Genomic DNA, 24,773 nt, shown 5'->3' on the forward strand with positions numbered 1-24,773 from the left:
ACCCCATGGCTACCTTGCCCACCCTGTACACCGAACGCTTGATTCTGCAGCCGCTGACCCTGGACGACGCCGAGGGCGTGCAACAGCAGTTTGCCCACTGGGAGGTGGTGCGTTACCTCAATGCCTTGGTGCCCTGGCCCTACCCGGCCGATGGCGCCCGCCGTTATCTGGAGGATATGGCCTTGCCGGCCATGGCGGCGGGCCGTGAATGGCATTGGTCGATTCGCCTACGCCAAGCACCGGCGCAACTGATCGGCAACGCCAGTTTGATGGACGAGGAGGATAACAACCGCGGATTCTGGCTGGGGCCGCAATGGCAAGGACAGGGGTTAATGAGCGAAGCCAGTGCGGCGGTGACCGAGTATTGGTTCAAGGTGCTCGGGCGCCCACTGCTGCGGGTGCCCAAGGCCGCGCCGAACGTGGGCTCGCGCAGGATTTCGGAAAAAACCGGGATGCGCTTGATCCGTACGGAAGAAGGGCAATTCGTGGCGGGGGTTTTTCCCAAGGACATTTGGGAAATCACCCGCGAAGAATGGATGGAACAATCCCTGTAGGAGCGGGCTTGCCCGCGATAGCGGTATACCAGCCAGCACATGTAGTGACTGAACTACCGCAATCGCCGGCCCCTACTTGGCCGCCATCAGTCGGTTGACTTCACTGCGCACCATGTTGGCAAACTCCGGTGGCGACATGCCATCCAGCTCCGCACGCACCCATTCAGCCCATTTGCCCTTGCGTTTGGAGCGTTCGCCAAACAGCCGGGCGCCTTCGCCCTTGGCTTTGCCCAGGTTGCTTTGCCACAAGTCGTACAGACGGGACTTTTCATCTTCAAGCGCAGCGCGCTCGGCAAGGGGCTTGTTGGCCAGATTGAAGCTCATGTGGAATTACCTGCTGCACAAATAGGTGACATCTTACACTGTAGGTCGAAAGGTCCGAATTCGGATTTTGCGCTGTGCTGACGGCCAGCAAAAAAAACTGCAACTTTTACCCAACTGCAAGACTCCATTGTTCACTGCCCACTTACCCCGCAAGGAGCTACTCAATGGCCCGTAAAACCGCCGCCCAAGCTGTCGAAGAGCAAATCAAGGACCAGGCGTTCAGCGAACTCCAGGCCCTGATCGAAGAATCGGACAAGCTGCTCAAAAGCAGCGCGTCGCTGGTGGGAGAAGAAGGTGAAACCCTGCGCGAGCAGGTCGCGATCAAGCTCAAGCAGGCCCTGGACTCGGTGTCCAACGTGCGTGAACGCAGCAAGCCGGTGGTCGATGCCACCGAAACCTATATCGGTGGCCACCCTTGGCAGACGGTTGCGATCTCGGCCGGTTTCGGCCTGGTGGTCGGGCTGTTGCTGGGCCGTCGCAACTGATAACGGTCATCACTGGCGCGGCGTCGTCCGCGCCGGTGATTATGCTTGGGCCAACGCGCGCAACTGCTCCAGTTCTTCCCCGTCGATGATAATCCCCTGCTCCTCAGACTTGGCCCGCGCCCGATGACGACGGTCGCCCGGCAAACGCCTTAACCCTGCAGCATGCATCTGACGCACCAGTTCCTGGCTGCGCTCGGCGAAGCCTTGGCCGGCGTTTTTACTGGGGTCGATGACGATCAGCAATTGGCCGGTCCAGGGGGTCTTGGCACCCGGGTGGTTGGACCAGTCGAACTCAAAGGAAAAATTGCCCCCCGTCAATGCTGCCGCCAACAGTTCAACCATCATCGACAATGCCGAGCCCTTGTGCCCGCCGAATGGAAGCAACGCGCCACCTTCAAGGATCGCCCGTGGATCCTGGGTCGGCTGGCCCAGACTGTCGACACCGGTGCCAGGCGGCACGCGCTCGCCCTTGCGTGCGGCGATCTGCACGTCGCCGTGGGCAATGGCGCTGGTGGCCAGGTCAAACACAATCGGCGGCCCATCGGCGCGGGGCGCGGCGAACGCGATGGGATTGGTGCCGAACAAGGGGCGATCCGCACCGTATGGCACCACGCAGGTCATACTGTTGACCACGCTGAGTGCTACCAGGCCCTCTTCGGCGAAGGGTTCGACATCGGGCCAGAGCGCCGCAAAATGATGGGAGTTGCGAATGGCCAAGACCGCAATTCCGGCGCTACGGGCCTTTTCCACCAACAGCGAGCGCGCCGCCGCCAGGGCTGGCTGGGCAAAACCGTTGCCGGCATCGACGCGGACAAAACCCGAGGCAACATCCTCGACCTGTGGCACGGCCCTGCCATCGACCCAGCCGCTATTTAACGTCGAGACGTAGCCAGGAATGCGAAAGACCCCATGGCTGTGTGCACCATCGCGCTCGGCACGGGCGCAGTTATCGGCCAGCACCGCGGCGACTTCGGCCGAGGTGCCATGGCGGATGAAGATATGTGTGAGCAGGGCCACCAGTTCGCTGAAGGCCATTGATGTAGTTACTGCGCAAACGGGCGTGGCTGACATCTGAAGCTCCTGAATTGTTATTGGAGGGGGCTACAGCCTGCTGGACTCAACGCACTGATTAAACAACGCCCGGCGACCAGGCTGTCAACACCTGCGCAGGTTCGCAACCTATTTATTTAGCGCCGCTGCGCCCATCGGTATTCGTAGGCTTTGCCCTCCCTCAGCCAGTACATAAACGATCATGGACGACCAGCCTCTGCCCTATTTTTTCCCCGAAGCGTTACGGGTGATCAAGCGTTTGAACGAGCGTGAGCGACAGCGCGGCATTACCGAAAAGGATCGGGAATTCCTGCGCAACCTGTTTTTTGTCGATGCCGATGCACGCAAGGCGCAAACCCCGCCAATGATTGCCGAACGGTTGTTGATCAACTTGCCGGGGCACGAGCCGGTCGAATTGGCCGGCGCCTTCATGATGAGTTCCGAAGACTCCTACACCCCAGTGTTTTTCTACGGCCCGCAAACCGGGCTGGAGAAATTCAGTGATGCCGGGCAACTGCTCGACACCCTGGAAAAACGCCTGCTGGACGATGCACAACGGGGCGAACTCCTGCACTTCCTGGCCCTGGACGATCGCATAGACCTGGACTTCAACCCCGGCGCCAGCCTCAGCCGGCAATTGATAACGGGCAACGTATTTGATGAACAGCAGGCTTGTATCGAACGTGGCCAAAACCGCAACGTCCAGACCCTGCTCAATGAGTTGAGCAAGCTGCCATTGGTGGCAACCCTGCTGGACCAGTTGTTGGCCAGCACCTTGCGCAAGCCCTTCCCGAGCGTGGACCAGCGCAAGACCCATGTGTTTTTTTACGCGCGGGTTTCATCATCCACCGACCAGGAAAAATGGGTAAATGCCCTGTTGTTGCGTGATGCGTTACTGCTGTTCCACCGCCAGCAAGCCTGGCCCGTGGGGCTGCGCCGGGTCTACACCAACCCCGAGATATTGTCGCCCTCAGGCACCAACCCCCAGGCGCACGACCTCAGTCGCTGGGACGATGGCATCCAGCAAGCGTCCGATCAACTGCGCCTGTATCTGAACAACTCACTGCTCACTTACTGGAACACCGATGTTTACGCCGGGTGGTCCAGGCGCGAATACTTTGCCCAGGCCATGAGCGATAAATCCAGGGTCGACTTACTGCTCAAGCGTCAGCAGGAGATCTTCACTCCCGAACAGTGGCAGCAACTGAACGCGCTCTACCAGCCCGTCGAACGCGAGCACGGGCCGTTGACTGAAAAAGTCCGCCTGTGGGAGCACACCTCTTACTATGTTGAGCTGGCCAGCACGCTGGTGGTCACTCATCCCGACGCCTACCTCTACACCCAGTCCAGAGGTTGGCAAGTGCTCAAGGACGAGCACGACTTGCAGGCCACGCTCAAGGCAATGGCCGTGGCGCAGGGGCATGAGGATGATTTCTTCGGTTTTTTGTCACTGGAAGAGCGGGCACGGTTTGTCGGATTTGAAAACCCGCAGTTCAGCTCGGTGCCGTTCACTGGGCCGGTATTCAGCACCTTGTTGGAAACGGTCATCGGCAAACAGCAGCAAAACCTCGAATACTGCCTGGACCTGTACCGACGCAACCAGGGTACGGTCAATGCCTACGCCATGCTGGATTACGGCCTGGATATCCGCGCGATGCTCGACCACCGGTTACGGGCACTGGACGCCAAGGGACGCTGGAGCACCCATCCTTGCGCGCCGTCGGTGCCAGCGGAAAAGGCCCGCCTGACCCACCGGCGATTGCACAGCGTCAGCCATGCGTTGGACACCCTGATAGCGCAGGTTCCCAGCCTGGAGCGCGTCATCAGCGAGCAGTTGCATGCCACTTTCCCCGCCTCTGAGGTGGCCGCGCTCAACCCACAAGACCTTTTTATCAATCGCTACGCTGGCAATGCCGACGCCCAAGAGTGGCGCACGCCACAGTCCAGCCAGAGCCTGTTGGTGCACTGTGTCGCCCGCCTGCTGAACCAGGCACAGGCCATCCCTGACACTGCGCAATACGGGGTATATGGACCACGGACTCGCGGCCAGGCCACGAAAAGACCGGAGCTGGACATTGTCCGCCTCAATAGGATGGTCACGCAGTGGCTAGCCGGTCTGAGCCTGCAGCCAGTCGCGCAAATCCCCCGTGCGGGCCTCGAGGCCTTGATCCCCAAGCTGGCGCACAGCATGTCCGTGGGGATTCTTGAGGAGGCACGGCTCAGAGGGCTGGATAAGACCCTTGATGAGCGCGATATCCAGATCCTGCAAACGATGCTGGATCCGGACAACACAGTGCGCGGACAGGATCCTGTGTTGAAAGGCTTCACCCCACAAGCATTCACAGTGTCAGTGTTGCCCACAGGCCAGACCAGCCTGCTGCGACTGACCCACTGTTTTGTGCTCACTGAGCGCGGCGGCCTCGATCATTACCACTCCGGGCATGCGCTGCTGTGGACGCCGGCTGCAGGGGTGGAAGCCTTCGCTTCGATCAGCGACTTGCGCGAGGTCTTGGCTCAACGGCTACGCAGCCCGACCCAGCGCCTGGGCCTGATGGAAAACCTCTCGGCCTTGCAGTACATCCCCCATCGACGTTATGAGTTGGGGCCGTTGCAGTTGATGACCAAGCCCGCATTGCAGCAATGCCAGCAATCCTGGATCGAGCATTACCTTGCCCAACGCCAACACACCCTGACGCTCAAGGCCCAAGCCTCGTCGCTGACCCAGGCTCTGGGACAACTGCGCAGCGAAGTCCCCGCCAATAACCTGCAGCGCGCGATGGACATCGCACGCCTGGCAGAGCTACGGCACTCCCTGCACAACCGGCTGGGCGCAGCGCCGCCCAGGGAGCAACGGCGCCAGGCCGAGATACTGGAGCAATATCGCATCCATACCTTGCACGGCCGGGACTATCTCTACGAGCTTGATTCTTTGCGTCAACATGTGGAGAACCGCCTGAACGACATGCTCGTCGATTACTCAACCTATGCCACGGGCGTCGAGATTGTGCCCAGGCTGGCGCTGGCAGGACGGCGCCAAAGCCTGCTGGATTTCGCCATGGGCCCCACTAGTGCGCAGGCGGCCGAATTTGAGGTGGTGTCCCTGGCCGCCGGCCTGACGCAAACCGTGGTGCGCCAGATGCTGACGCAATTGAATATCCAGAGCGACTATCGCGGGTACCTGAATCAAAAACTGTCCGCGGGCGCAGCCGGTGTCGCACAGCGCTTGCAGGATTTCAGCCAGCAGTTGCCCTGGCAACTGTTGCAACACGCCCATGCCCTCAAGTTGCAGGAGCGCCTGTCGGATGTGGGTTTCGAGCTGCTGCAACAGGCATTCGACATGCCCGACGCGGTGGCCCGTGCGCTGGTGCCAGGCACCACGGCCCAGGTCAGGCCACTGGAATTGCTCGCTACCGCCGGGGCTTCCCTGGCCCCGGCCCTGGGGCTGTACCTGATCAGCGCCGGGCGCGAGGGGCCGCAGGTGTTGTACGCGCCCTATCACCCAACCTTGAGCTTGCGCGAGTTCGAAAGCGAGGCGCAGTTCGTGCAAGCCCTGATCACTCCAGGCGCCCTGCAAGGCTGGGTGCTCAGGCGGCTGGCCGCGCCCCAGGACGCCACCTATCGAAACCTATTGGCCAGTTCGCAAGGAACAACGTCGGAGATCACCCTGGGATTCAATCCGATCCGGGGCAACCTGCTGTGCCGCCTGTTCGACGATAACCGTCAGTTGCTCCTCAACCTGCTGGGCAGCCAATTGATCCGAGGGGCTGAGTCCGAGTGGCAAGCCGTCACTCAGGTGCTCAGTGGCTCTGTTGGCCGGGTGATGGGCCTGCTGCCCGGTAAACTGGCCCTGCCGTGGGCCATCTGGCAAAGCATTTCACTGTTCACCGAGTCCGCAGAGGCCTTGCAGGACCATCACTGGGGCCTGGCCTTGCAGAAGTTCATCGATGGGCTGGCGCAAATGGCCGCGCTCGGCCAGGCCTTGCAGGACGCCAAAGCTTTGATCTTCGACCCGGGGCAGCCCCCCCCTGTCGCGCCGACGCAGCCGTCGGCCAATTGGTCGACACTGGACCTCACCGCCCCGCAACGCACCCTACTTGCGCCCAGCGAAGTAAACGATGTGGCATTGAGCGATATGACGCTCAATACATTCAACGGGACTTATCAGCATAAAGGCGTGCCGTACGTTGCACTGGCGGGCAAGGTCTACCGGGTAGAGAGTCTCGGTACGTCCTGGCGGATCAAGACGGCCGCTAACCATGGCCCGTTTGTCTATCGCGACAGCGCGGGGCAATGGCTCCTCGACACCCGTCAAAAGATCGCGCGCTATGGCCAGGCCTTTGGCCGCCTGCAGGACCGGGCAGATGTCAGCGCCTCGGCGCGCACCAGCATGAACATCGAAGCGGTGGGAATGAGCGCGATTCGCCAGCTGTATCCCGAGCGGGCGAGGATGATCGTGGAAGCCATCGACCTGGCAACGTTTTATGTGCAGAACTGCAAGCTCAACCTGGCGTTACTGGCGCCAGGCATTGCGCCGGTGACCCGCATACATCGCTTCGTCAACAGCTTCTTCGGGATCGATATCAACCCGGACCACGGGCCTCAAGAGATTGCCCCGGCCCTGGTGCAAAAGCTGTATCGCGTCGTCGACCAGATTCTCGCCGGCCTGCTGGACCCCAGCCTGTATGCACACGATTCGAAACGGTTCGTGGTGGGTTCCCATCGAATCGACCCACAGAACAACTGGGGCTTCACCATCGACAAAGATCCGGACCGGCGGATCTTTTTGACTGAGCACTTTTTTGCCCCGCCCTTCAGCGACTACGACAATCGCCTGACCGACTACTTCGACCGGGAGGCCCATGCGCGGGCCACGCTGTTGATTCACGAGTTGAGCCATCTGGTGGCCACGACGGCCGATGCAGCGTACCTGGACTCGGTGATGCCGTTTTCCGATCTGATCGAGACACTGACCCAGGCCGGGCGAGAGTTGGCCGCTTACCAGAAAAATCGGCAAACCACGGGGTATTCGCGCAGGACGCCCGTCAGCCAATTGTTCAAGTACGTGGACGTCGCGGGCAACGTCTGGAGAGACTTCGGCTCGACACCTGAAACCGAATACATCAGGGACCAGATCCTGCGCACCACCGGCGGCGTAGACCTGAGTAACGCCAGAGGCATATTCATGACCGATCTAAACAAACGAGTCGACACTATCCTGGATAATGCCGACTCGGTGGCGTTCCTGATTACCAACCTGGGACGCCAGTTGGACCCGACGCCTTCCACTCGAAAGGCGTCGGTGGGCTGACCGGCTTGGGATCAGTCTTTCTGGTCACGCAGAACGTTGCCAGAGGCGCCATCGATACGGAACTCGTAGACGCTGCCATCAGACTTGCGGCCCTTGCCTTCCCAGTAGCCGTCGTTATCGGCTTCGATACCGTAGAGCTCGATGTAGCCGGCCTTGGTCTTGGCGGTCTCAATGGCCTTCTCGATGGGGATCCAGCCCGCTCCTGGCTTATCGGCCAAGGCGGCGCCGGCGCCGAGCAAGGTGGCAGTGGCAAGCATGGCAGTGAGGGTTTTCTTCAGCATTTTCTTACTCCGTTATAGAGAATGACTTACAGATCCAGATTTTTAGGGTGTTTGCCGGCCGAATTAGTTCCACATTGATGCTCATTCGCCATGATGGCTGTTCTCGGCACCCTGCCGGGAAGGTTAGAATGTAGGAAATCAGGAAGCACCAATGACCCAACAGCCCCTTTCAGAAGCCGAATATGATGCAGTCACCGATGCCGCCGCGCATTGGTGCATGCGCCTGCACGCTTTTGATTGCACAGAGGCCGAGCGGCAGGCTTTCGAACAGTGGCACGATGCACACCCCCTGCATGCCTTCGAATATGCCGCCATGCTGGAAATCTGGGATGTGGCCGACCATCTGCCACGCACTGGCCAACCGTCCCCGCCGGTTGCGTTGGCCCCGCCGCCCAGTCGCTGGCGCAACTATGCCGTGGCGGCGGCCATCTCGTTAGTGGCCCTGCCCCTCGCCGCCTTCGCTGGCTGGGAGGCCGGTTGGCTGCCCAGCTCCTATGAGCATTACGATGCCGAAAACGGCCTGCGCCAGGTGACGCTGGACGATGGCAGCGTCGTGGAGCTGAACCTGGGCACCGAGTTGGTCTACAGCAACTATAAAGACGAACGTCGGGCCACCCTGAAAAAGGGCGAAGCATTCTTCAAGATCAGCCATGACCGCGAACACCCCTTTGTGGTGCGCGCCGGCGCCGGGCAGATCCGTGTGACAGGCACCCAGTTCAACGTCTGGAAGTATGACGATCGGGTGCGGGTCATGCTGCTGGAAGGCTCGGTGAAGATCTCCAGCGATGCCAGCCACAGCGGGTTGAATCTCACGCCCGGGATGCAGGCCAGTTACAACCGCGGTGACGCGCAGCCGCAGGTCCAGGCGTTCTCTGCCCAGGATCCGGCACTGGCCTGGCGCACGGGCAAGTTGATCCTCGATAACCTGGCGCTGGTGGATGCCTTGCCCCTGATCAACCGCTACCTGAGCAAACCGGTGATGTTGGCCGATACCGGGACCGGCAATATCCGTATTGGCGGGATCTACGACATCCATGAAGTCAGCCATCTGGTGGCCTCACTGCCCAAGGTACTGCCGGTCTATCTGACCCAGAACCAGGATGGCAACACCGTGCTCAACTCCATACCGCGCAAAGCGCCCAAGATCTGAGCAGCACGCTCTGCCCGGGGTGTTGCTCGCGCCGCTGTGTCCACTTTTGAAACACTCAACGCCGCGCAACCGCCCTGTGGCTGCGGATTCATCGATTCGTCATCAATAGTGTTGCTTTGCTGAAACACCCCCTTCCCCCTGCAAGGCGCTGGTCATCCGCCGGCATCCTGTTTCATGCCTGATACACCCCACGCCACCTCCACCCCGCCATAAATCCCAAGCCATTGAAAAGCTGGAACATATAAAAAGCGGCACAGCTTCTGCTCTATTCCTTACAGCGCTGTTTAGGGTCAGCGTCACAAAACAAGGAATGATGCCGTGGCAACTCTCAATCAAGGCTTCATAGGCCTGCTGCTGATTAGCTGTGTACTCAGTGCCAGCGTGAGCCTGCCCGCCTCTGCCGAGGACGGCATCATCGTGACGGGCCGTAATGTGCAGGGGTTTATGGTCGGTCGGCCCTCCTTTGGCAAAGACCCGTACCCATCCACCGCCAACGCCAACCCCAGCCAACAGATCCTGCGCGCTACCGGCGGCGAACTCAGCGACAACGATTTTGCGGGGGTCAGCAGCGGCTCGACCATCACCCGCGCCATCCTGCCTAACGGCGACCTTCCCGGCTTGAGCAATATCCTGGGCAGCAACTCCGCTGGCCTGGGCGCCGGTGCGGCGGCCGGACATGCCAGCGGCAACACCCTGGGCGGGCAGATCAGCGGCTCGATCGAGCGCGGCCTGGCGCCGTTGAACAACATCGGCGCGATGATGGGGGTCCAGCAATGAACCGTTCGTGGCTGTTCCTCACCGTAATCGGTTGTTCGGCGGCCATGGCCGATAGCAGCAACCAGGCGCTGATCGACAACGCCGGCAAGCAATACACCGGTGTGCTGTCAGTCAACCAAGCCGCCGGCAATCAACAACAGCAGATCAACAGCCGCGCGGTCAGCCTCGGTGGCCAGGCCAGCGACGCGCTTATCCAGAAACTCGACGGCAAGGTTGATCCCGCCCTTAACGCCAGCGCGGCGATTCAGGGCAGCTCATTTAGCAACGGCAACGGCATCCTGGGCGTCAACCAGTCGGCCGGGGCCAACAATCAGATGATCAATGCGGTGCGGATCAGCACAGGTCCGCAAAGCATCGATGACAGCGTCCTGTCGCAACAGAACATGACGCTGTTACCAGACTCACGATCCCCCTCTACCACTGGCAGCCGCCAGGTCGTTACCAGCGACCAGGCCTTCACCGGCAGCCGTGGAGTGGTACAGGTGAATCAGAGTGCAGGGGTGGGGAACCGAATGGCTAACACCCTCGGTGTCACTATCAAGTAATCCCTTGATAGGTGTTTTTTAGACCGTACCAACACTTAACCAACTAGAAGCAAGGAGATACACCATGAAACCTACAATGGCTCTCAAACCACTGGTTTTCGCTCTGGCTGCGCTCATGGCTGTTGCTGCACAGGCAGGTCCTGCCGAAAAATGGACAACACCCTCTGTGCCCACCGGCACTGTGGCTGCGGTTGTGACTGATACTCAAGTGAGCAAGGACAACAAGTTCGAAGACACCAAGACCCTCAACAATGCAGGGGCCAACGGCTCGCTGAGCAACAGCAAAGGCAACCTGGGCGCTAACATCGCAGCCGGTTCCGGCAACCAGCAAGACAACGCTGCTGCCATCACCAGTAGCGCTGATGATGCGGCCAGCGTCTTTGCCGTAGCTGATATCTATCAAGAAAGCAAAGACAACAAGTTCATTAACAAAGGCACGCAAAACAACGCTTCACTGGTTAACTCGGCCAACAACAGCTCCGGCAACGTGGGCGTGAACGTGGCGGCCGGTCAAGGCAACCAGCAGAAAAACAACCTGGCGATCGTGACAGCTGACGGCAAAAACGTCGCGGCTGCCTCGAACACCGAGCAAGTGTCCCTGGATAACCACTTCCTCAACGAAGCGTCCTCCAAATACAGCTACAACCCTCAGTATGTGGTCAACAACGCAGGCCTGCTCAACTCCGCCAACAACGCGTCCGGCAACATCGGCGTGAACGTGGCGGCGGGTTCAGGCAACCAACAAAGCAACACCCTCACCCTGGGCAGCGGCTGCACCCAATGCGCAGCGGGTGGCGGCAGCAAACTGGCGTTCTGATACAAAAGGGCCTTGGCAACAAGGCCCTTCTTTATTTCCAGTGTCCAACAGGTCATAGATCATGCGCCTCGCGACCCTTTGCCTCCTGTTATTGCTCACCGGCCCGTCCTGGGCAGGGCAAATGGCGATTTCCGCCATGCCCGGCGGTGCAGTGATCTTCAAGAAGGTCGAGAGCATCCGCGAGCGCCGGTTCGCCAACCTGGTGGAACAGAAAACCGATTTCAGCTGCGGTGCCGCGGCACTCGCCACCATCCTGCGCCAGGCCTATTGGCTGGACGTCGATGAAGCACATGTCATCAAGGGCATGCTGATCAACGCTGACCAGGATCTGGTGCGCACCCAGGGCTTTTCCATGCTGGACATGAAGCGCTACCTGGAAAGCATCGGCATGCGCGCCAGGGGCTACAAGATCGGCCCCGACACCTTGCTGACCGTGAAGATCCCTGTGGTGGTGCTGCTGGAGATCCGTGGCTACAAGCACTTCGTGGTGATGCAGCGCGCCGAAAAAGGCTGGGTCTATATCGGCGATCCGGTCCTGGGCAACAAACGCCTTTCGCGGGATGACTTCGTCGCAGGCTGGAATGGCATCGTGTTCGCCGTACTCGGTGAAGGCTATGACAAGACCAACGCCCTGCTTGATCCCCCTACGCCGTTGACCGCCAAGACCAAAATGAACGAGTTCCGGCCCGTGGGCGACGCCGAGCTGATGGACTTCGGTTTCATCCAGAGCGACTTCTTCTAGAAGCGCCATAAGGGGCAGGACGCCCTAGGAGCAGATGATGAACACTTCCCGTTGGCTCACGGCCCTGTGCCTGGCAGCCTCGATGCCGGCTTATGCCGCCTCGGCGTTCAAGCCCATTGAAATGAACGACGCGGAACTGGCTGAACTGCGCGGCCGCTTCGTGATGCCGGGGCGCATTGTCAGTTTCGGCATTGTCATGAGCACCACCTGGACCAATGCGGCGGGCGACACGAGTACGGTGAGCGCCAACATGCACATCGACTCATCGACGATCACTCCGCAATTCTATGTGCAGTCCACCGGATCGGTGGGTAACGGCACTAACCGTGACCCGGGCACCGGCAGCGTGATCGGTGGCGCCGGGCTGGGCAGCGGCCAGGGTGTGACCCAGACCGTACGTGCCGCCGGCGATGGCAACACGGCGTATAACAACGTTGGGATCAATGTCAGTGAAAACGGCCTGTCACCGGCCAACGTCTCGCAATCAGGGCATGCGTTGATGGCGGGTGGCTCCTTTACAACAGACAGTGCAGCCGGGCGGGTCAGTGTGTCCGCCAACAATGGCGGCGTGCAAATGGCCATCGCGGCCCACAACAATCAGGGCAATGCGCTGCAGCAGATCGGCGGCGGCAACGTGCTGCAAGGCACGGTTTTGCAAGGCAACAGCAACTTCGTCAACAACATGACCCAGCTCAATGTCGCGCTTGGCAGCAATGGCCTGAGCGCCGGGGCACTGAACTGCAATCTGGATCAACTCAAGGGCCTACGCACACTCGGTTATTGAACTACGCTGACCCTCGACACTTACGCATTAGAAAAGGACGGCTTACTTCATGCACCGATCGTTATCACTACGTGCCGTTGTCTGTTTAAGTACGCTCTTGCCCGCGAGTATGTTGTACGCAGCGCCAGACGCGGATATCGACACCCTCAAACAAGAACTGCTGGAGCTCAAGCAGCGCTACGAAGTCCAACAAAAAGCCCTGGCCGTCCTCGAGCAACGGGTGCGCCAGGTGGAAGACCAACCCGCTGTACCCGCGCCCAAACGCCTGGCCAAGTCGCCGGCAGACTTCAAGCAAAGCGGCAGCACGGTGGCCGCCAGCGGCGCCAAAGACACCAAGGGCGGTGCGGCCGGCGGCAGTTCCTATGGCCAATCGCTCAAGGATGATTCGGCGCCGGCGCAAAGCGTGAGCAACTTGTATAACGAAGCCAGCGGCTTTTTCGGCAACGGCAAGTTCAGTTTTGAAACCGGCATCAGTTACGCGCGATACGACGCCCGCCAGTTGACCCTCAATGGTTTCCTCGCACTGGATTCGATCTTTCTGGGCAATATCAACCTCGACCGGATCAAGGCCGATAACTGGACCCTGGACTTGACCGGCCGCTACAACCTCGACAACCGTTGGCAGTTTGATGTGAACGTACCGGTGATATACCGCGAGTCGACCTATCAGTCTGGCGGTGCCAGTGGCGGCGACCCGCAGGCCACTTCCGAAGAGACCGTGAGCCGGGACCCGACGATCGGCGACGTCAACTTCGGGATCGCCTACAAGTTCCTCGACGAATCGCCGACGATGCCGGATGCCGTGGTTTCGGTAAGGGTCAAGGCCCCGACCGGCAAAGAGCCTTTCGGAATCAAACTGTTGCGCTCGACGGCCAACGACAACCTGTATGTACCGGAGAGCCTGCCCACCGGCAACGGCGTGTGGTCGATCACCCCAGGGATCTCCTTGGTCAAGACCTTCGATCCGGCTGTGCTGTTTGGTTCGGTGTCCTACACCCACAACCTCGAAGAGTCGTTTGATGACATCAGCAGCGACGTCAACCAAAAGCTCGGAGGTAAGGTCCGCCTGGGCGACAGCTTCCAGTTCGGCGTGGGTGTGGCGTTTGCCTTGAACGAGCGCATGAGTATGTCGTTCTCAGTGTCCGACCTGATCCAGCGCAAGAGCAAGCTCAAGCCTGACGGCCGCGACTGGCAGTCGATTGTTTCCAGCGACGCTAACGCAGGCTATTTCAACGTCGGCATGACCATCGCCGCCAGTGAAAACCTGACCATCGTGCCCAACCTGGCGATCGGTATGACGGATGACGCACCAGACTTTACCTTCAGCCTGAAATTCCCGTACTACTTCTAAAACCGCTGCGCTCCCCTGCAGTAGAAAAGGAAAAGCCCCGCCGCGATAAGGGTCGCGGCGGGGCTTTTTTACCCGCCCTAGCGGATTTGGTGTTTGTGCAGCAACCGGTAGAACGTGGGTCGGGAAACCCCCAGCACACGGGCGGCGACACTCAGGTTGTCACTGTGCCGGTTCAGCACATCGCACAGCGCCTGGCGTTCAGCGCGGTGCTTGTAGTCTTCCAGTGTGGCCATGGGTAGAACGATAGCCTGCTGGCTTTGCAAGCCAAGGTCGGCTGCTTCGATTTGCCGGCCTTCGGCCAGTACCAGGCCACGCCGCACCCGATTGGCCAATTCGCGCACATTGCCCGGCCAACCATGCTTGCTCATGGCGATCAGCGCGTCCTCGCTAAAGCTGCGCGGACGGCGCCCGGTTTCCTGGCTGTAGAACCTGGAAAAATGGTTGGCCAGCATGCCGACATCGCCATGCCGCTCCCGTAACGGCGCGGTAATCACTTGCAGCACATTGAGCCGGTAGTACAAGTCCTCGCGGAAAGCCCCCTCTCGATGGCGGCCTCCAGGTCGACGTGAGTCGCGGCCAGCACCCGCACATCCACCGGGATCGGTTGGCTACCGCCCACCCGCTCGATGTGTTTTTTCCTGGAGAAAGCGCAACAGGTTGGCCTGCAACTCCATGGGCAGGTCGCCGATTTCATCGAGGAACAGGGTGCCGCCATTGGCCGCTTCGATACGCCCGATCTTGCGTTGGTGGGCGCCGGTGAATGCGCCCTTTTCATGGCCAAACAGTTCGGACTGGATCAAGTGTTCTGGGATCGCGCCACAATTGATCGCCACAAACGGCTTGGCGTGGCGCTGGGATTGGCGATGCAAGGTCTTGGCCACCAATTCCTTGCCGGTGCCGCTGTCGCCACGGATCAGAATCGGCGATTCGGTGGGGGCCAGTTTGGCCAACAGTTTGCGCAGCTCACGGATTGGCCGGCTGTCACCCAGCAACTCATGCTCCAGCTCGTTCACGTGGGCGGTGCCTTTACCCCGCAGGCGTGCCATGCCAAAGGCGCGGCCCAGGGTCACTTGCACCCGTGACACATCGAAGGGCAAGGTGTGGAAGTCAAAAAACCATTCGCAGACAAAGTCGCCGACGTTCTGCAGACGCAGCATTTCGGGGCTAAGCACCGCAATCCATTCGGTACCACTGCGACTGATCAACTCCTTGACCGCCTCAGGTCGCTCAAGGTGCATGGGCAGGAGCCGCAACAGCCCCACATCACAGGTACGATCCCCCCAATGCATCCAGGGCGCAACTGTCTACATCCCAGCCAGCCGCCCGCAAACCAGGCAATAACTGGTGGCAGTCGTCACAGGGATCGACCACAAGCAAGCGACGCAGGGCTGGTGTAACAACCATGACTATTCCTTGGCGTCAAAATCATTAAAGTTATTTAGAAACAACAGTTTGGGCAAGCTGCTCATAACCCTAGCAAGATCTTGACGCTACCCTTGTATCGTTTCGCGATAAAACCATCACCGATACAGCGTTTAGCGATCAGCCCCCCCGGCGAGCGCTACTTCAATCTTTCATTCACCTTTCAAAATCGCGCCTTACATGACGTTAATCACGAAAAGTTGAATTTTGTTGTTCTAACATGTGACCCGTACCCCGTCATCGTGCATCAGTACAGGTACTAGCCGAACGGTAAGCCCAACCGACGGCACATCTTTTGATTGGGCACTTAGAGAGAAGACCCCATGAACGCCCCGCTCCGTATCAACGAAGCTCTTTTGATCGCAGACCGTGCTTTCCAACCTTTTCACTGCGTGGCCTGGGCCCCACAAGACGGCACTGGCGAACTGAGCCTGACCGTGATCGACTGCACCGAGAAACGCATCGGGCGCAAACAAATTCCTTGCAGCACTTATTCCGATCCAAAACAATTGGAAACCCTGCTGCTGCAAGCCCGCGCCGAACTCGATGGCGAAGGTTATCAACTTCAGTCCTGGGCAATGCCCAAGTAAGTTAAGGCAGCCACTGCGACATGCCGTCGCTTCTTATATTGGCTGCAACTTGTTAAGACTATTAAACCCGTGGCGGGTGAGTTCGACTCCCGCCACGGGTTTTGCGTGCCTAACACTTAAGTATCTCCCTTCTTTATATGGCTGCCATGCCATGACCGCTTGATCTTCCTGCGAGCATCGGGCACTTTGCGCGCTTCTCGCCCCCAGGAGCACCCCATGTCCGGTTCAATGGCCCAGGCCTTCGCCCATAACTTCCTTGGGCACTCGCCCCGTTGGTACAAGGCCAGCATCCTCGCTTTCCTCATCATCAACCCCCTGGTGCTCTGGGCTTTTGGCCCGGTTGCGGCTGGCTGGCTGCTGGTGGCCGAGTTCATTTTCACCCTGGCCATGGCGTTGCACTGTTATCCGTTGATGCCCGGTGGGCTGTTGATGGTCCAGGCACTGTTGCTGCGCATGACCACGCCCCAGGCGCTGTACGACGAGCTGCTGCATAACTTTCCGGTGATTCTGCTGCTGATGTTTATGGTGGCCGGCATCTATTTTATGAAGGATTTGCTGCTGTTCCTGTTTTCGCGCCTGCTGCTGGGCGTACGCTCTAAGGCGCTACTGGGGCTGATGTTCTGCTTTTTGTCGGCCTTTCTTTCAGCCTTTCTCGATGCCTTGACGGTCACTGCGGTCATTATCAGTGCCGCCGTGGGCTTCTATTCGGTGTATCACCGCGTGGCCTCAGGCAATGATCCACGCCAGGACAGCGAGTACAGCGACGACCGCCACCTGCCCACCTTGCACCACGCCGACCTTGAGCAATTTCGCGCTTTCCTGCGCAGCCTGTTGATGCACGGCGCCGTCGGCACCGCCCTGGGTGGCGTGTGCACGCTGGTGGGTGAACCCCAGAACCTGTTGATCGGCCATGAGATGGGCTGGAATTTCAGCGAGTTCTTCCAACGCGTTGCCCCGGTATCGTTACCGGTGCTGGTAGCCGGCCTGATGACCTGCGTACTGCTGGAAAAGCTGCGCTGGTTTGGCTACGGCACCCTACTGCCGGACAACGTGCGTCAGGTGCTGGCCAACTACGCCCGCGAAGACAACGCCGAACGCACCCCGCGCCAACGTGCGGCACTGATTGTCCAAGGCCTGGCAGCAATGATCCTAATCGCCGGCCTGGCCTTTCATATCGCCGAGGTTGGCTTGATCGGACTGCTGGTGATCGTACTGATCACCGCCTTTACCGGGATTACCGAAGAGCACCGCATCGGCAATGCCTTCAAGGACGCCCTGCCCTTTACCGCGTTGCTGGTGGTGTTTTTCGCCGTGGTCGCTGTGATTCATGATCAGCAGTTGTTCACCCCATTGATCCAATGGGTGTTGGCACTGCCCGCCGAACAACAGCCGGGCATGCTGTTCATTGCCAACGGCCTGCTGTCCGCGATCAGCGATAACGTGTTTGTCGCAACGATCTACATCACCGAGGTCAAGCAGGCGTTTGTGTCCGGCCATATGAGCCGCGAGCATTTCGAGACCCTGGCCATTGCAATCAATACCGGCACCAACCTGCCCAGCGTAGCGACACCCAACGGTCAGGCGGCCTTCCTGTTTTTGCTGACCTCGGCGATTGCGCCGCTGATCCGCCTGTCCTACGGGCGCATGGTGTGGATGGCGCTACCGTACACCGTGGTGATGGGCGTGCTGGGCTGGTACGCGGTCAGCTATTGGCTGTGAAGGATAAACCGTTCAATAGCCTGGGCTGCGCCGTCCTCGAGATTGCTGGCGGTGACCACATCGGCCTGACGCTTGACCGCCTCTTCGGCCTGGCCCATGGCAATCGATAACCCGGCCACTTGAAACATCGCCGGGTCATTGCCGCCGTCGCCAATGGCCGCTGTGTGCTCCAGCGCCACGCCAAGATGCGCGGCCAGGGTTTTCAGGGCATCGCCCTTGTTGGCCTGCATCGCCGTGATATCGAGATAGACCGGCTGTGAACGCGACACCTGGGCCAGGCCTGCGACCTTGGGCTGCAACTGCGCCTCCAGCTCAATCAACAACTGGGCATTGGCGCTGGCGGCGACGATCTTGTCGATCCGCCCCAGGACCGGCTCAAAACTCTCCACCACCACCGGCGCATAGCCCAGGCCCTGCTGCTCCCGAGGCACCATGGGGCCCGTTGCATCGCGTAGCAACCAGTCGCCCTCGGCAAACACCCAGATTTCCACCTCCGGCTGCTCGCCCAGCAACGCCAAGGTGATCAGCGCCGCCTCTGCGGGCAAGTGGTGGGCAACCAGGATGCTGCCGTCAGGGTTGACCAGGGTGCCGCCGTTGAACCCTGCCGTGGGCACATCGACGCCCAGGGCTTCGATCTGCTGCAGCATGGCCCTGGGCGGTCGCCCGGTGGCCAGGCTGAAAAACACCCCGGCCTCGCGCAGCGCCCGCACCGCATCAATGGTGCGCTGGCTCAGGCTGTGATCGGGCAACAACAAAGTGCCGTCCATATCACACAACAAAAAACGGATGGGTTGAATCGCGTCTGCACTCATCCGAGGCGATGCCAGGCGCGGCCATCACGGGCCAGCAACGCATCTGCCGCCGCCGGGCCGTCTTCGCCAGCCTTGTAGGCCTGGATCCCGTCGTCTTCTTTCCACGCATCGAGAAACGGTTGTACCGCACGCCAGCCGTTTTCGATGTTGTCCGCGCGCTGGAACAGCGTCTGGTCACCGGTCAGGCAGTCGTAGATGAGGGTTTCGTAGCCGGTGGAGGGCTGCATTTCGAAGAAGTCCTTGTAGGCAAAGCCCAACTGGATGTTGGCCATGTCCAGGGTCGGCCCGGGCTTTTTCGCCAGCAGGTCGAACCACATGCCTTCATTGGGCTGGATCTGGATCTTCAGGTACGTTGGCTTGAGTTCGTCGACTTCGGTGTCACGGAACTGCGCATACGGTGCCGGTTTGAAGCAGATCACAATCTCGGTGTCGCGCACGCTCATGCGTTTGCCGGTACGCAGGTAGAACGGCACGCCGACCCAACGCCAGTTATCGATCATCACCTTCAGTGCCACGAAGGTCTCGGTACTGCTGTCCGGGGCTACGTTGGCCTCCTGCCGATAGCCCGGCAGCGCCTTGCCACCGATCTCACCGGCGGTGTATTGGCCGCGCACCGAGTTGGCCCGTGCATCTTCCAGCGACCAGGGGCGCACAGCACCAATCACCTTGGCCTTCTCGCCACGTACCGCGTCGGCGCCAAACGCCGCCGGCGGTTCCATGGCAATCATCGCCAGCAGCTGGAACAGGTGGTTGGGCACCATATCGCGCAGGGTGCCCGTGTTTTCGAAGAAACTGCCCCGGGTTTCGACCCCGACGGTTTCCGCGGCGGTGATCTGCACGTGGTCAATGTAGTGGTTGTTCCAGAACGCTTCGAACAGCACGTTGGAGAAACGGCTGATCAAGATGTTCTGTACCGTTTCCTTGCCCAGGTAATGGTCGATGCGGTAGATCTGCTTTTCGCTCATGACCTTGAGCAGGCAGGCGTTCAACGCCTCGGCGGTGGCCAGGTCGGAGCCGAACGGCTTTTCGATCACCACGCGGCGGAAAGCCTCGGGGCTCTCCTCCAGCAGGTTGGCCCGGCCCAGGCGCTGCACCACTTCACTGAAGAAGCGTGGCGCAGTGGCCAGGTAGAACACCGCATTGCCGGTGCCGCTATCAGCGATTTTGCTGGCGATGTCGGCATAGGTGCCATCATCGAGAAAATCGCCCTGCACGTAGCTGATGCCCTTGGCCAACTGGGCCCACAACTGCGGGTCCAGTGCATGTTCGGCATTGCCCTTGACCTTGCTCGCGGCTTCGGTGCGGATGAAGTCTTCGAGTTTCTTGGCGAAGTCGACATCGCTGATCGCGTTGTGATCCACCCCGACAATCCGCAGGCCCTCACCCAGCAAGCCATCGCGACTGAGGTTGTACAGCGCCGGCATCAGCAGGCGCTTGACCAAGTCGCCATGGGCGCCGAACAGGAACAAGGTAGTGGGTGGAGCGGGCTCGGCCTTGGGTTTCTTGCCGTTGGCCGTCATTTTTTGGAAGTCTCCACATGGCCGCCGAAGCCAAAGCGCATGGCCGACAGCAGCTTGTCACCGTAGGTGCTTTGCTGGCGCGAGCGGAAGCGGGCGAACAACGAGTTGGACAATACCGGCACCGGCACCGATTGTTCCATGGCGGCTTCGATGGTCCAGCGCCCTTCGCCGCTGTCGGCCACGGAACCGGAGTAACCGTCGAGCTTGGGGTCGGTCGCCAGGGCATCGGCGGTCAGGTCCAGCAGCCAGGAAGATACTACGCTGCCGCGACGCCAGACTTCGGCGATATCTGCCACGTTAAGGTCAAACCGCTGTTCTTCTGGCAGGTTTTCCGAGTTCTTGGTCTTGAGGATGTCAAACCCTTCGGCAAACGCCTGCATCATCCCGTACTCGATGCCGTTGTGGATCATCTTCACGAAATGCCCGGAACCGGCAGGGCCTGCATGGATGTAACCGCGCTCGGCACGGTCGTCGGTCGCTTTACGGTCCTTGGTCCGCGGGATGTCGCCCAGGCCTGGGGCAAGGGTGGCGAAGATCGGGTCCAGGTGCTTGACGGTCTCGGCGTCGCCGCCAATCATCATGCAGTAGCCACGTTCCAGGCCCCAGACGCCACCGGAGGTGCCGACGTCGATGTAGTGCAGGCCCTTTTCCGCCAGGGCCTTGCCGCGACGCACGTCATCCTTATAGAAGGTGTTGCCGCCGTCGATGATCACATCGCCGGGTTCCATCAGTTGGCTCAGGTCGTTGATCGTGGTTTCGGTGGGTTCGCCCGCCGGCAACATGACCCAGACAGCCCGCGGCTTTTGCAGGCCAGCGACCAGGGCGGCGAGATCCGCAACGCCGGTCGCGCCCTCTTCACTCAAGCCTTTGACGAATGCTTCATTGCGGTCGTAGACCACGGTGGTATGCCCATTGAGCATCAAGCGGCGCGCAATATTCCCGCCCATGCGGCCTAGTCCGATAATCCCCAGTTGCATGTATTGATGCTCCCAACTACAAATAAAAAATGTGTGACACAGTTTATAGCGCAATCACGAATTAGTCCGGCGCCAATCGCACTAGTTTCATCACAAAAACAGGCCATCGTTTCACCATCACTGGCTGAAAAGTCACAACGACCCCGAAAAATAAAAAAGTTCCCTTGAGCCAAAAAAGAAATCAGAATCGCCCCTGACTCCTGCCAAGGGCCTCGACTCAAGCCCCCTGGCACCGCGATACACCGGCTATTTGCGAGGTAAGCAATGCGCACTGCACAGATCACACGCCCGCCACAAACCCTTTACGTCACCGTCCGCCGCGACGAATTGCGCCAGTTGAAAGACGAACGTGAACAGTTGCAGCAGGAAGTGATCCGTCTGCGTGCGCAGTTGCAGGCCCAGCTCACGAATCAAGCCATCACCTGCTGAGCTTTTGCCGGCGCCTACAATGATCGCCACCTCAGATCCAACTCACAAAGTTTTCACCAGCCCTTCCCGATAATCCTTCGCCAGAACGCCGTCTCACCCATGGGCGGTGGCAATTATTGGGTTGGAGCGCTGCATGGCGATGTTCAAACGCAGCACGAAGTCTGCGACGGGGTTTGATTGGGCCGGCCTTGGCTGGATGTTCCTGTTTTTCTGGTATTTCTCGGGTATTACCCAGCTACTGATCCAATTGACCGGCACCTCCGGCTTCAGTGGGTTCCGCCAGGCGTTCTTCATGAGCGCGCTGTGGTTGGCGCCCATGCTGCTATTCCCGCGTCGCGCCAGACTGCTGGCCGCGTTGATCGGCGTGGTCTTGTGGGCCTGTTCCATGGCCAGCCTGGGCTATTTCTTTATTTATCAGCAGGAATTTTCCCAGAGCGTCATCTTCATCATGTTCGAGTCGAACATCTCTGAAGCCGGCGAGTACGCAACCCAATATTTTGCCTGGTGGATCGTGCTGGCCTTTATTGCCCACACGGCCTTGGCCATCTTCCTCTGGACCCGCGTGCGCCCGGTCTACTTGCCCATGGGTCGGGCGATGATCGCGGCGACCGCCATTGTACTGGCGATTGTCGGTTATCCGCTGGTCAAGCAGATCGCTACCAACGACACCCTGGAGCGGGCCATCGATGGTTTCGAAACCCGTGTCGAACCTGCGGTGCCGTGGCAGATGATCGTCGCTTATCGTCGCTATACCCAGCAGTTGAACAACATGCAGGGCATGCTCGACAACGTCAGCAAGATCCCGCCCCTGAGCAACTTCAAGGACAGCATGGCCGGCCAGCCGTCGACCCTGGTACTGGTGATCGGCGAGTCCACCAACCGCCAGCGCATGAGCCTCTACGGCTACCCACGCAAGACCACCCCGGAGCTGGACAAGCTGCGTGACCAACTGGACGTGTTCGACAACGTCATCACCCCGCGCCCCTACACCATCGAGGCGCTGCAACAGGTGCTGACCTTTGCCGACGAAGACCACCCGGACCTGTACCTCAAGACCCCATCCATCGTCAGCATGATGAAACAGGCTGGCTACAAGACGTTCTGGATCACGAACCAGCAGACCATGACCAAGCGCAACACCATGCTCACCACGTTCTCGGAGCAGGCCGACGAGCAGGTGTACCTCAATAACAACCGCAACCAGAACGCCCGCCAGTACGATGGCGACGTACTGGAGCCGTTCTCCAAGGCCCTCGCCGACAAGGCCGAGCGCAAGCTGATCGTGGTACACCTGCTGGGCACCCACATGAGCTATCAGTACCGCTACCCGCCGAGCTTCGACACCTTTAGCGACCGCCAGGGCGTGCCGGATGGGGTGAGTGACGACCAGTTGCCCACCTACAACAGCTATGACAACGCGGTGCGCTATAACGACTTCGTGGTGTCGAGCCTGATCAAGGACTACGCCAAGACCGACCCCAACGGTTTCCTGCTGTACCTGTCCGACCATGGCGAGGATGTGTTCGACTCGGCGGGCCACGAAACCCTGGGCCGCAACGAGGGCAAGCCGACGGCGCCGATGTACACCATTCCCTTCATGACCTGGGCCTCGCCGAAGTGGCGTGCTACCCACGACTGGAATATGCAAGGCGATGTACAACGGCCCTACAGCAGCTCGCAGCTGATTCACACCTGGGCCGACCTTGCCGGCCTGAGCTTCGACGAACTGGACCGCAGCCGCAGCCTGGTCAGCGATAGCTTCAAGCCACGGCCATTGCTGATTGGCGATCCCTACCAGCGTCCGCAAAAGGCCTTGATCGACTTCAGCCTGATCAAGCCCAAGGTGATTGCCGCCCCCACGAATGTGGTGCTGAAGTAAACGCCCCCCAACCCGTCCAAAGTTAACCGGGTGGTTAACTTTGGATGTTCTTGACGTTAATTCTCATTTAATAAGCTTCCTACAGACTATTCCCATAAATCTGATCAGGGACGGTGCAGATACCGATCACTTTTAATGGGAATACATGCGATGAAACTTTCAACCTTGATGCTCGCCGGCGTGCTGGGTCTGACCTCGGCCGGAGCCTTCGCCGAAGGTGGTGCGGAACGCGTGAAGGAGCACTTCAACAACTTCAGCTTCATCCAGAAGCAAACCCACGGCGATGCTGAGCAGACTGCTGCGACCGATGCCAAGGGCGCTGAAGGCGGCTCCGCCGAGCAGGCGCGGGACAGCGAGCAACCCAAGAGCTGATGCGCCACTCGTGCCCCGCTGGTGACCTGCTTGTGGTGAGGGCTTGTCCCCTCATTACAGCATGAGTATCTACACAACTATCTTCTTGGTATGTGTACATCTGCGTTGCTGCGGTTACGGCCACTGCGGGTCACTCGCTGCCCGCCGCGATCGGCCATCGTGGTTTGACGGGGCGCCTGAAATCAAGATCAAAAGCAGAGCAACAGCAAAACCAGAGTGCGGAACTGCATTCCCCTGTGGGAGTGGGCTTGCTCGCGAATGCGGTGGGTCAGTGATGGATAGGTTGACTGATACAGCGCATTCGCGAGCAAGCCCGCTCCCACAAGGGTACGCGTACACTTCGACGATTATGCCCCCCAGAAGAGCGACTCGCGTAGATACGGCTTTAAAGCGCCTTGCTCCAGAACAGCATGCGGCCATGGGCCGGGTCGAATACCGAGTCATCAAAACCAAACTTGCGGTACGACGCCTGAGCCACGGGATTACCTTCCAGCACTTCGAGGGTGATCTTGCAGCAGCCGCGTTGACGGGCGATTTCCTCGACCTTTTGCAGCATTTTCTGGCTCAGGCCCAGGCCACGAAACTGCTCCATGACCACCACATCATGCACGTTGACCAACGGGCGGCAGGCGAAGGTCGAGAACCCTTCAAAGCAGTTCACCAGCCCGGCCGGCTCACCACCGACAAAGGCCAGCACGCTGAATGCATGGGCACGCTTGGCCAATTCAGCCGGCAGTTGCTCCAGCAGATCGGCGGACAGGGCTTTGCCCCCGCCCATGGGGTCTTGTGCGTAGTGATTGAGTAACAGGCCAATGGCCTCGGCCTGCACAGGATTGCTGTAGCTGGCTTGCAACACCAGTATTTCTGCGGCTTCCATTTCCTTCC

General features: G+C 59.7%; 22 protein-coding genes and 1 pseudogene. 15 read left to right on the top strand and 8 right to left on the bottom strand.

Annotated elements, in window-relative coordinates; genetic code table 11:
• Positions 1–5: 5 nt before the first annotated feature.
• Positions 6–554 carry a GNAT family N-acetyltransferase gene (locus JTY93_RS13670; protein WP_205477822.1) on the top strand — a complete coding sequence of 183 codons (549 nt, stop codon included), beginning with the start codon at positions 6–8 and terminating at the stop codon, positions 552–554.
• A gap of 72 nt (positions 555–626) precedes the next feature.
• Here the strand turns inward: JTY93_RS13670 and JTY93_RS13675 are convergent, their stop codons facing one another.
• Positions 627–878 (bottom strand): hypothetical protein, encoded by a 252-nt coding sequence (locus JTY93_RS13675; RefSeq protein WP_205477823.1) that lies wholly within the window; start codon positions 876–878, stop codon positions 627–629.
• A gap of 164 nt (positions 879–1,042) precedes the next feature.
• Between JTY93_RS13675 and JTY93_RS13680 the strand changes: the two genes are divergently transcribed.
• Positions 1,043–1,363, top strand: a complete 321-nt coding sequence (locus JTY93_RS13680; RefSeq protein ID WP_057436701.1) for an ElaB/YgaM/YqjD family protein — start codon at positions 1,043–1,045, stop codon at positions 1,361–1,363.
• A gap of 39 nt (positions 1,364–1,402) precedes the next feature.
• Here JTY93_RS13680 and JTY93_RS13685 read toward each other — a convergent pair whose 3' ends face one another.
• Positions 1,403–2,434 (bottom strand): Ldh family oxidoreductase, encoded by a 1,032-nt coding sequence (locus tag JTY93_RS13685; RefSeq protein WP_205477824.1) that lies wholly within the window; start codon positions 2,432–2,434, stop codon positions 1,403–1,405.
• A 181-nt stretch (positions 2,435–2,615) separates the two neighbouring features.
• Between JTY93_RS13685 and JTY93_RS13690 the strand changes: the two genes are divergently transcribed.
• Positions 2,616–7,721 (top strand): DUF6543 domain-containing protein, encoded by a 5,106-nt coding sequence (locus JTY93_RS13690; protein WP_205477825.1) that lies wholly within the window; start codon positions 2,616–2,618, stop codon positions 7,719–7,721.
• Positions 7,722–7,732: 11 nt separating this feature from the next.
• Here the strand turns inward: JTY93_RS13690 and JTY93_RS13695 are convergent, their stop codons facing one another.
• Positions 7,733–8,002, bottom strand: a complete 270-nt coding sequence (locus JTY93_RS13695) for a PepSY domain-containing protein (protein ID WP_205477826.1) — start codon at positions 8,000–8,002, stop codon at positions 7,733–7,735.
• A 151-nt stretch (positions 8,003–8,153) separates the two neighbouring features.
• On the opposite strand from JTY93_RS13695, the gene JTY93_RS13700 reads away from it, so the two are divergent.
• The 7 genes from JTY93_RS13700 to fapF all read left to right on the top strand — a co-directional run bounded on the left by JTY93_RS13700 (position 8,154) and on the right by fapF (position 14,168).
• The gene (locus tag JTY93_RS13700) at positions 8,154–9,152 is read left to right on the top strand and encodes a FecR family protein (protein WP_205477827.1); all 999 of its coding nucleotides are present in this window, start codon (positions 8,154–8,156) and stop codon (positions 9,150–9,152) included.
• Positions 9,153–9,470: 318 nt separating this feature from the next.
• Positions 9,471–9,929, top strand: a complete 459-nt coding sequence (gene fapA, locus JTY93_RS13705) for a fibril amyloid chaperone protein FapA (RefSeq protein ID WP_205477828.1) — start codon at positions 9,471–9,473, stop codon at positions 9,927–9,929.
• The gene (gene fapB, locus JTY93_RS13710) at positions 9,926–10,474 is read left to right on the top strand and encodes a fibril amyloid subunit FapB (RefSeq protein WP_169995356.1); all 549 of its coding nucleotides are present in this window, start codon (positions 9,926–9,928) and stop codon (positions 10,472–10,474) included. The genes fapA and fapB overlap by 4 nt, the downstream gene beginning before the upstream one ends.
• Positions 10,475–10,589: 115 nt before the next feature.
• Positions 10,590–11,291: an amyloid-like fimbrin subunit FapC gene (gene fapC / locus JTY93_RS30285; protein ID WP_511218634.1), complete on the top strand. Its 702-nt coding sequence runs from the start codon at positions 10,590–10,592 to the stop codon at positions 11,289–11,291.
• A 61-nt stretch (positions 11,292–11,352) separates the two neighbouring features.
• Complete coding sequence (gene fapD, locus JTY93_RS13720; RefSeq protein WP_205477829.1) at positions 11,353–12,033, top strand: fibril amyloid maturation endopeptidase FapD; 681 nt, start codon at positions 11,353–11,355, stop codon at positions 12,031–12,033.
• Positions 12,034–12,070: 37 nt separating this feature from the next.
• A complete protein-coding gene (gene fapE / locus JTY93_RS13725; RefSeq protein ID WP_205477830.1) occupies positions 12,071–12,817 on the top strand; it encodes a fibril amyloid subunit FapE in 747 nt (248 codons plus the stop codon).
• Between the two features lie 49 nt (positions 12,818–12,866).
• Positions 12,867–14,168: a fibril amyloid transporter FapF gene (fapF, locus tag JTY93_RS13730; RefSeq protein WP_205477831.1), complete on the top strand. Its 1,302-nt coding sequence runs from the start codon at positions 12,867–12,869 to the stop codon at positions 14,166–14,168.
• 77 nt (positions 14,169–14,245) lie between these two features.
• Here the strand turns inward: fapF and JTY93_RS13735 are convergent.
• Positions 14,246–15,572: pseudogene (locus tag JTY93_RS13735) on the bottom strand (sigma-54 dependent transcriptional regulator).
• A gap of 341 nt (positions 15,573–15,913) precedes the next feature.
• Here JTY93_RS13735 and JTY93_RS13740 point away from each other — a divergent pair.
• On the top strand, positions 15,914–16,180 hold the full coding sequence (locus tag JTY93_RS13740; RefSeq protein WP_205477833.1) for a hypothetical protein: 267 nt from the start codon (positions 15,914–15,916) through the stop codon (positions 16,178–16,180).
• Between the two features lie 216 nt (positions 16,181–16,396).
• Complete coding sequence (nhaB, locus tag JTY93_RS13745) at positions 16,397–17,899, top strand: sodium/proton antiporter NhaB (protein WP_205477834.1); 1,503 nt, start codon at positions 16,397–16,399, stop codon at positions 17,897–17,899.
• Here nhaB and JTY93_RS13750 read toward each other — a convergent pair.
• From JTY93_RS13750 to gnd, 3 genes are read right to left on the bottom strand one after another with little or no spacing between them, the layout of a single operon-like run.
• Complete coding sequence (locus tag JTY93_RS13750) at positions 17,887–18,711, bottom strand: HAD family hydrolase (protein WP_205477835.1); 825 nt, start codon at positions 18,709–18,711, stop codon at positions 17,887–17,889. The genes nhaB and JTY93_RS13750 overlap by 13 nt on opposite strands.
• Entirely contained in the window at positions 18,708–20,231 is a 1,524-nt protein-coding gene (gene zwf, locus JTY93_RS13755; protein WP_205477836.1) for a glucose-6-phosphate dehydrogenase, read from the bottom strand. Before zwf ends, JTY93_RS13750 begins: the two co-directional genes overlap by 4 nt.
• On the bottom strand, positions 20,228–21,208 hold the full coding sequence (gene gnd, locus JTY93_RS13760) for a phosphogluconate dehydrogenase (NAD(+)-dependent, decarboxylating) (protein ID WP_205477837.1): 981 nt from the start codon (positions 21,206–21,208) through the stop codon (positions 20,228–20,230). Before gnd ends, zwf begins: the two co-directional genes overlap by 4 nt.
• Before the next feature lie 279 nt (positions 21,209–21,487).
• On the opposite strand from gnd, the gene JTY93_RS13765 reads away from it, so the two are divergent.
• The 3 genes from JTY93_RS13765 (at position 21,488) to JTY93_RS13775 (ending at position 23,888) form a co-directional block, all read left to right on the top strand.
• Positions 21,488–21,637: a DUF6026 family protein gene (locus JTY93_RS13765; RefSeq protein WP_222936214.1), complete on the top strand. Its 150-nt coding sequence runs from the start codon at positions 21,488–21,490 to the stop codon at positions 21,635–21,637.
• 133 nt (positions 21,638–21,770) lie between these two features.
• Complete coding sequence (locus JTY93_RS13770) at positions 21,771–23,516, top strand: phosphoethanolamine transferase CptA (protein ID WP_205477838.1); 1,746 nt, start codon at positions 21,771–21,773, stop codon at positions 23,514–23,516.
• Positions 23,517–23,666: 150 nt separating this feature from the next.
• Positions 23,667–23,888: a hypothetical protein gene (locus JTY93_RS13775; RefSeq protein ID WP_205477839.1), complete on the top strand. Its 222-nt coding sequence runs from the start codon at positions 23,667–23,669 to the stop codon at positions 23,886–23,888.
• A gap of 385 nt (positions 23,889–24,273) precedes the next feature.
• Here JTY93_RS13775 and JTY93_RS13780 read toward each other — a convergent pair whose 3' ends face one another.
• A complete protein-coding gene (locus tag JTY93_RS13780; protein WP_205477224.1) occupies positions 24,274–24,765 on the bottom strand; it encodes a GNAT family N-acetyltransferase in 492 nt (163 codons plus the stop codon).
• Positions 24,766–24,773: the final 8 nt, after the last annotated feature.

It is taken from the genome of Pseudomonas hygromyciniae, assembly GCF_016925675.1.
Classification (GTDB): Bacteria; Pseudomonadota; Gammaproteobacteria; order Pseudomonadales; family Pseudomonadaceae; genus Aquipseudomonas; species Aquipseudomonas hygromyciniae.

Excerpts from the sequence above, each read along its gene's own strand:
- JTY93_RS13690 (WP_205477825.1), top strand. The coding sequence starts at position 2,616 with ATGGACGACCAGCCTCTGCCCTATTTTTTCCCCGAAGCGTTACGGGTG.
- zwf (WP_205477836.1), bottom strand. The coding sequence starts at position 20,231 with ATGACGGCCAACGGCAAGAAACCCAAGGCCGAGCCCGCTCCACCCACT.
- JTY93_RS13775 (WP_205477839.1), top strand. The coding sequence starts at position 23,667 with ATGAAACTTTCAACCTTGATGCTCGCCGGCGTGCTGGGTCTGACCTCG.
- fapD (WP_205477829.1), top strand. The coding sequence starts at position 11,353 with ATGCGCCTCGCGACCCTTTGCCTCCTGTTATTGCTCACCGGCCCGTCC.
- JTY93_RS13670 (WP_205477822.1), top strand. The coding sequence starts at position 6 with ATGGCTACCTTGCCCACCCTGTACACCGAACGCTTGATTCTGCAGCCG.
- fapC (WP_511218634.1), top strand. The coding sequence starts at position 10,590 with ATGGCTGTTGCTGCACAGGCAGGTCCTGCCGAAAAATGGACAACACCC.
- JTY93_RS13770 (WP_205477838.1), top strand. The coding sequence starts at position 21,771 with ATGGCGATGTTCAAACGCAGCACGAAGTCTGCGACGGGGTTTGATTGG.
- JTY93_RS13695 (WP_205477826.1), bottom strand. The coding sequence starts at position 8,002 with ATGCTGAAGAAAACCCTCACTGCCATGCTTGCCACTGCCACCTTGCTC.
- JTY93_RS13685 (WP_205477824.1), bottom strand. The coding sequence starts at position 2,434 with ATGTCAGCCACGCCCGTTTGCGCAGTAACTACATCAATGGCCTTCAGC.
- fapF (WP_205477831.1), top strand. The coding sequence starts at position 12,867 with ATGCACCGATCGTTATCACTACGTGCCGTTGTCTGTTTAAGTACGCTC.
- JTY93_RS13675 (WP_205477823.1), bottom strand. The coding sequence starts at position 878 with ATGAGCTTCAATCTGGCCAACAAGCCCCTTGCCGAGCGCGCTGCGCTT.
- JTY93_RS13750 (WP_205477835.1), bottom strand. The coding sequence starts at position 18,711 with ATGAGTGCAGACGCGATTCAACCCATCCGTTTTTTGTTGTGTGATATG.
- JTY93_RS13780 (WP_205477224.1), bottom strand. The coding sequence starts at position 24,765 with ATGGAAGCCGCAGAAATACTGGTGTTGCAAGCCAGCTACAGCAATCCT.
- JTY93_RS13740 (WP_205477833.1), top strand. The coding sequence starts at position 15,914 with ATGAACGCCCCGCTCCGTATCAACGAAGCTCTTTTGATCGCAGACCGT.
- JTY93_RS13680 (WP_057436701.1), top strand. The coding sequence starts at position 1,043 with ATGGCCCGTAAAACCGCCGCCCAAGCTGTCGAAGAGCAAATCAAGGAC.
- fapB (WP_169995356.1), top strand. The coding sequence starts at position 9,926 with ATGAACCGTTCGTGGCTGTTCCTCACCGTAATCGGTTGTTCGGCGGCC.
- nhaB (WP_205477834.1), top strand. The coding sequence starts at position 16,397 with ATGTCCGGTTCAATGGCCCAGGCCTTCGCCCATAACTTCCTTGGGCAC.
- fapE (WP_205477830.1), top strand. The coding sequence starts at position 12,071 with ATGAACACTTCCCGTTGGCTCACGGCCCTGTGCCTGGCAGCCTCGATG.
- JTY93_RS13700 (WP_205477827.1), top strand. The coding sequence starts at position 8,154 with ATGACCCAACAGCCCCTTTCAGAAGCCGAATATGATGCAGTCACCGAT.
- gnd (WP_205477837.1), bottom strand. The coding sequence starts at position 21,208 with ATGCAACTGGGGATTATCGGACTAGGCCGCATGGGCGGGAATATTGCG.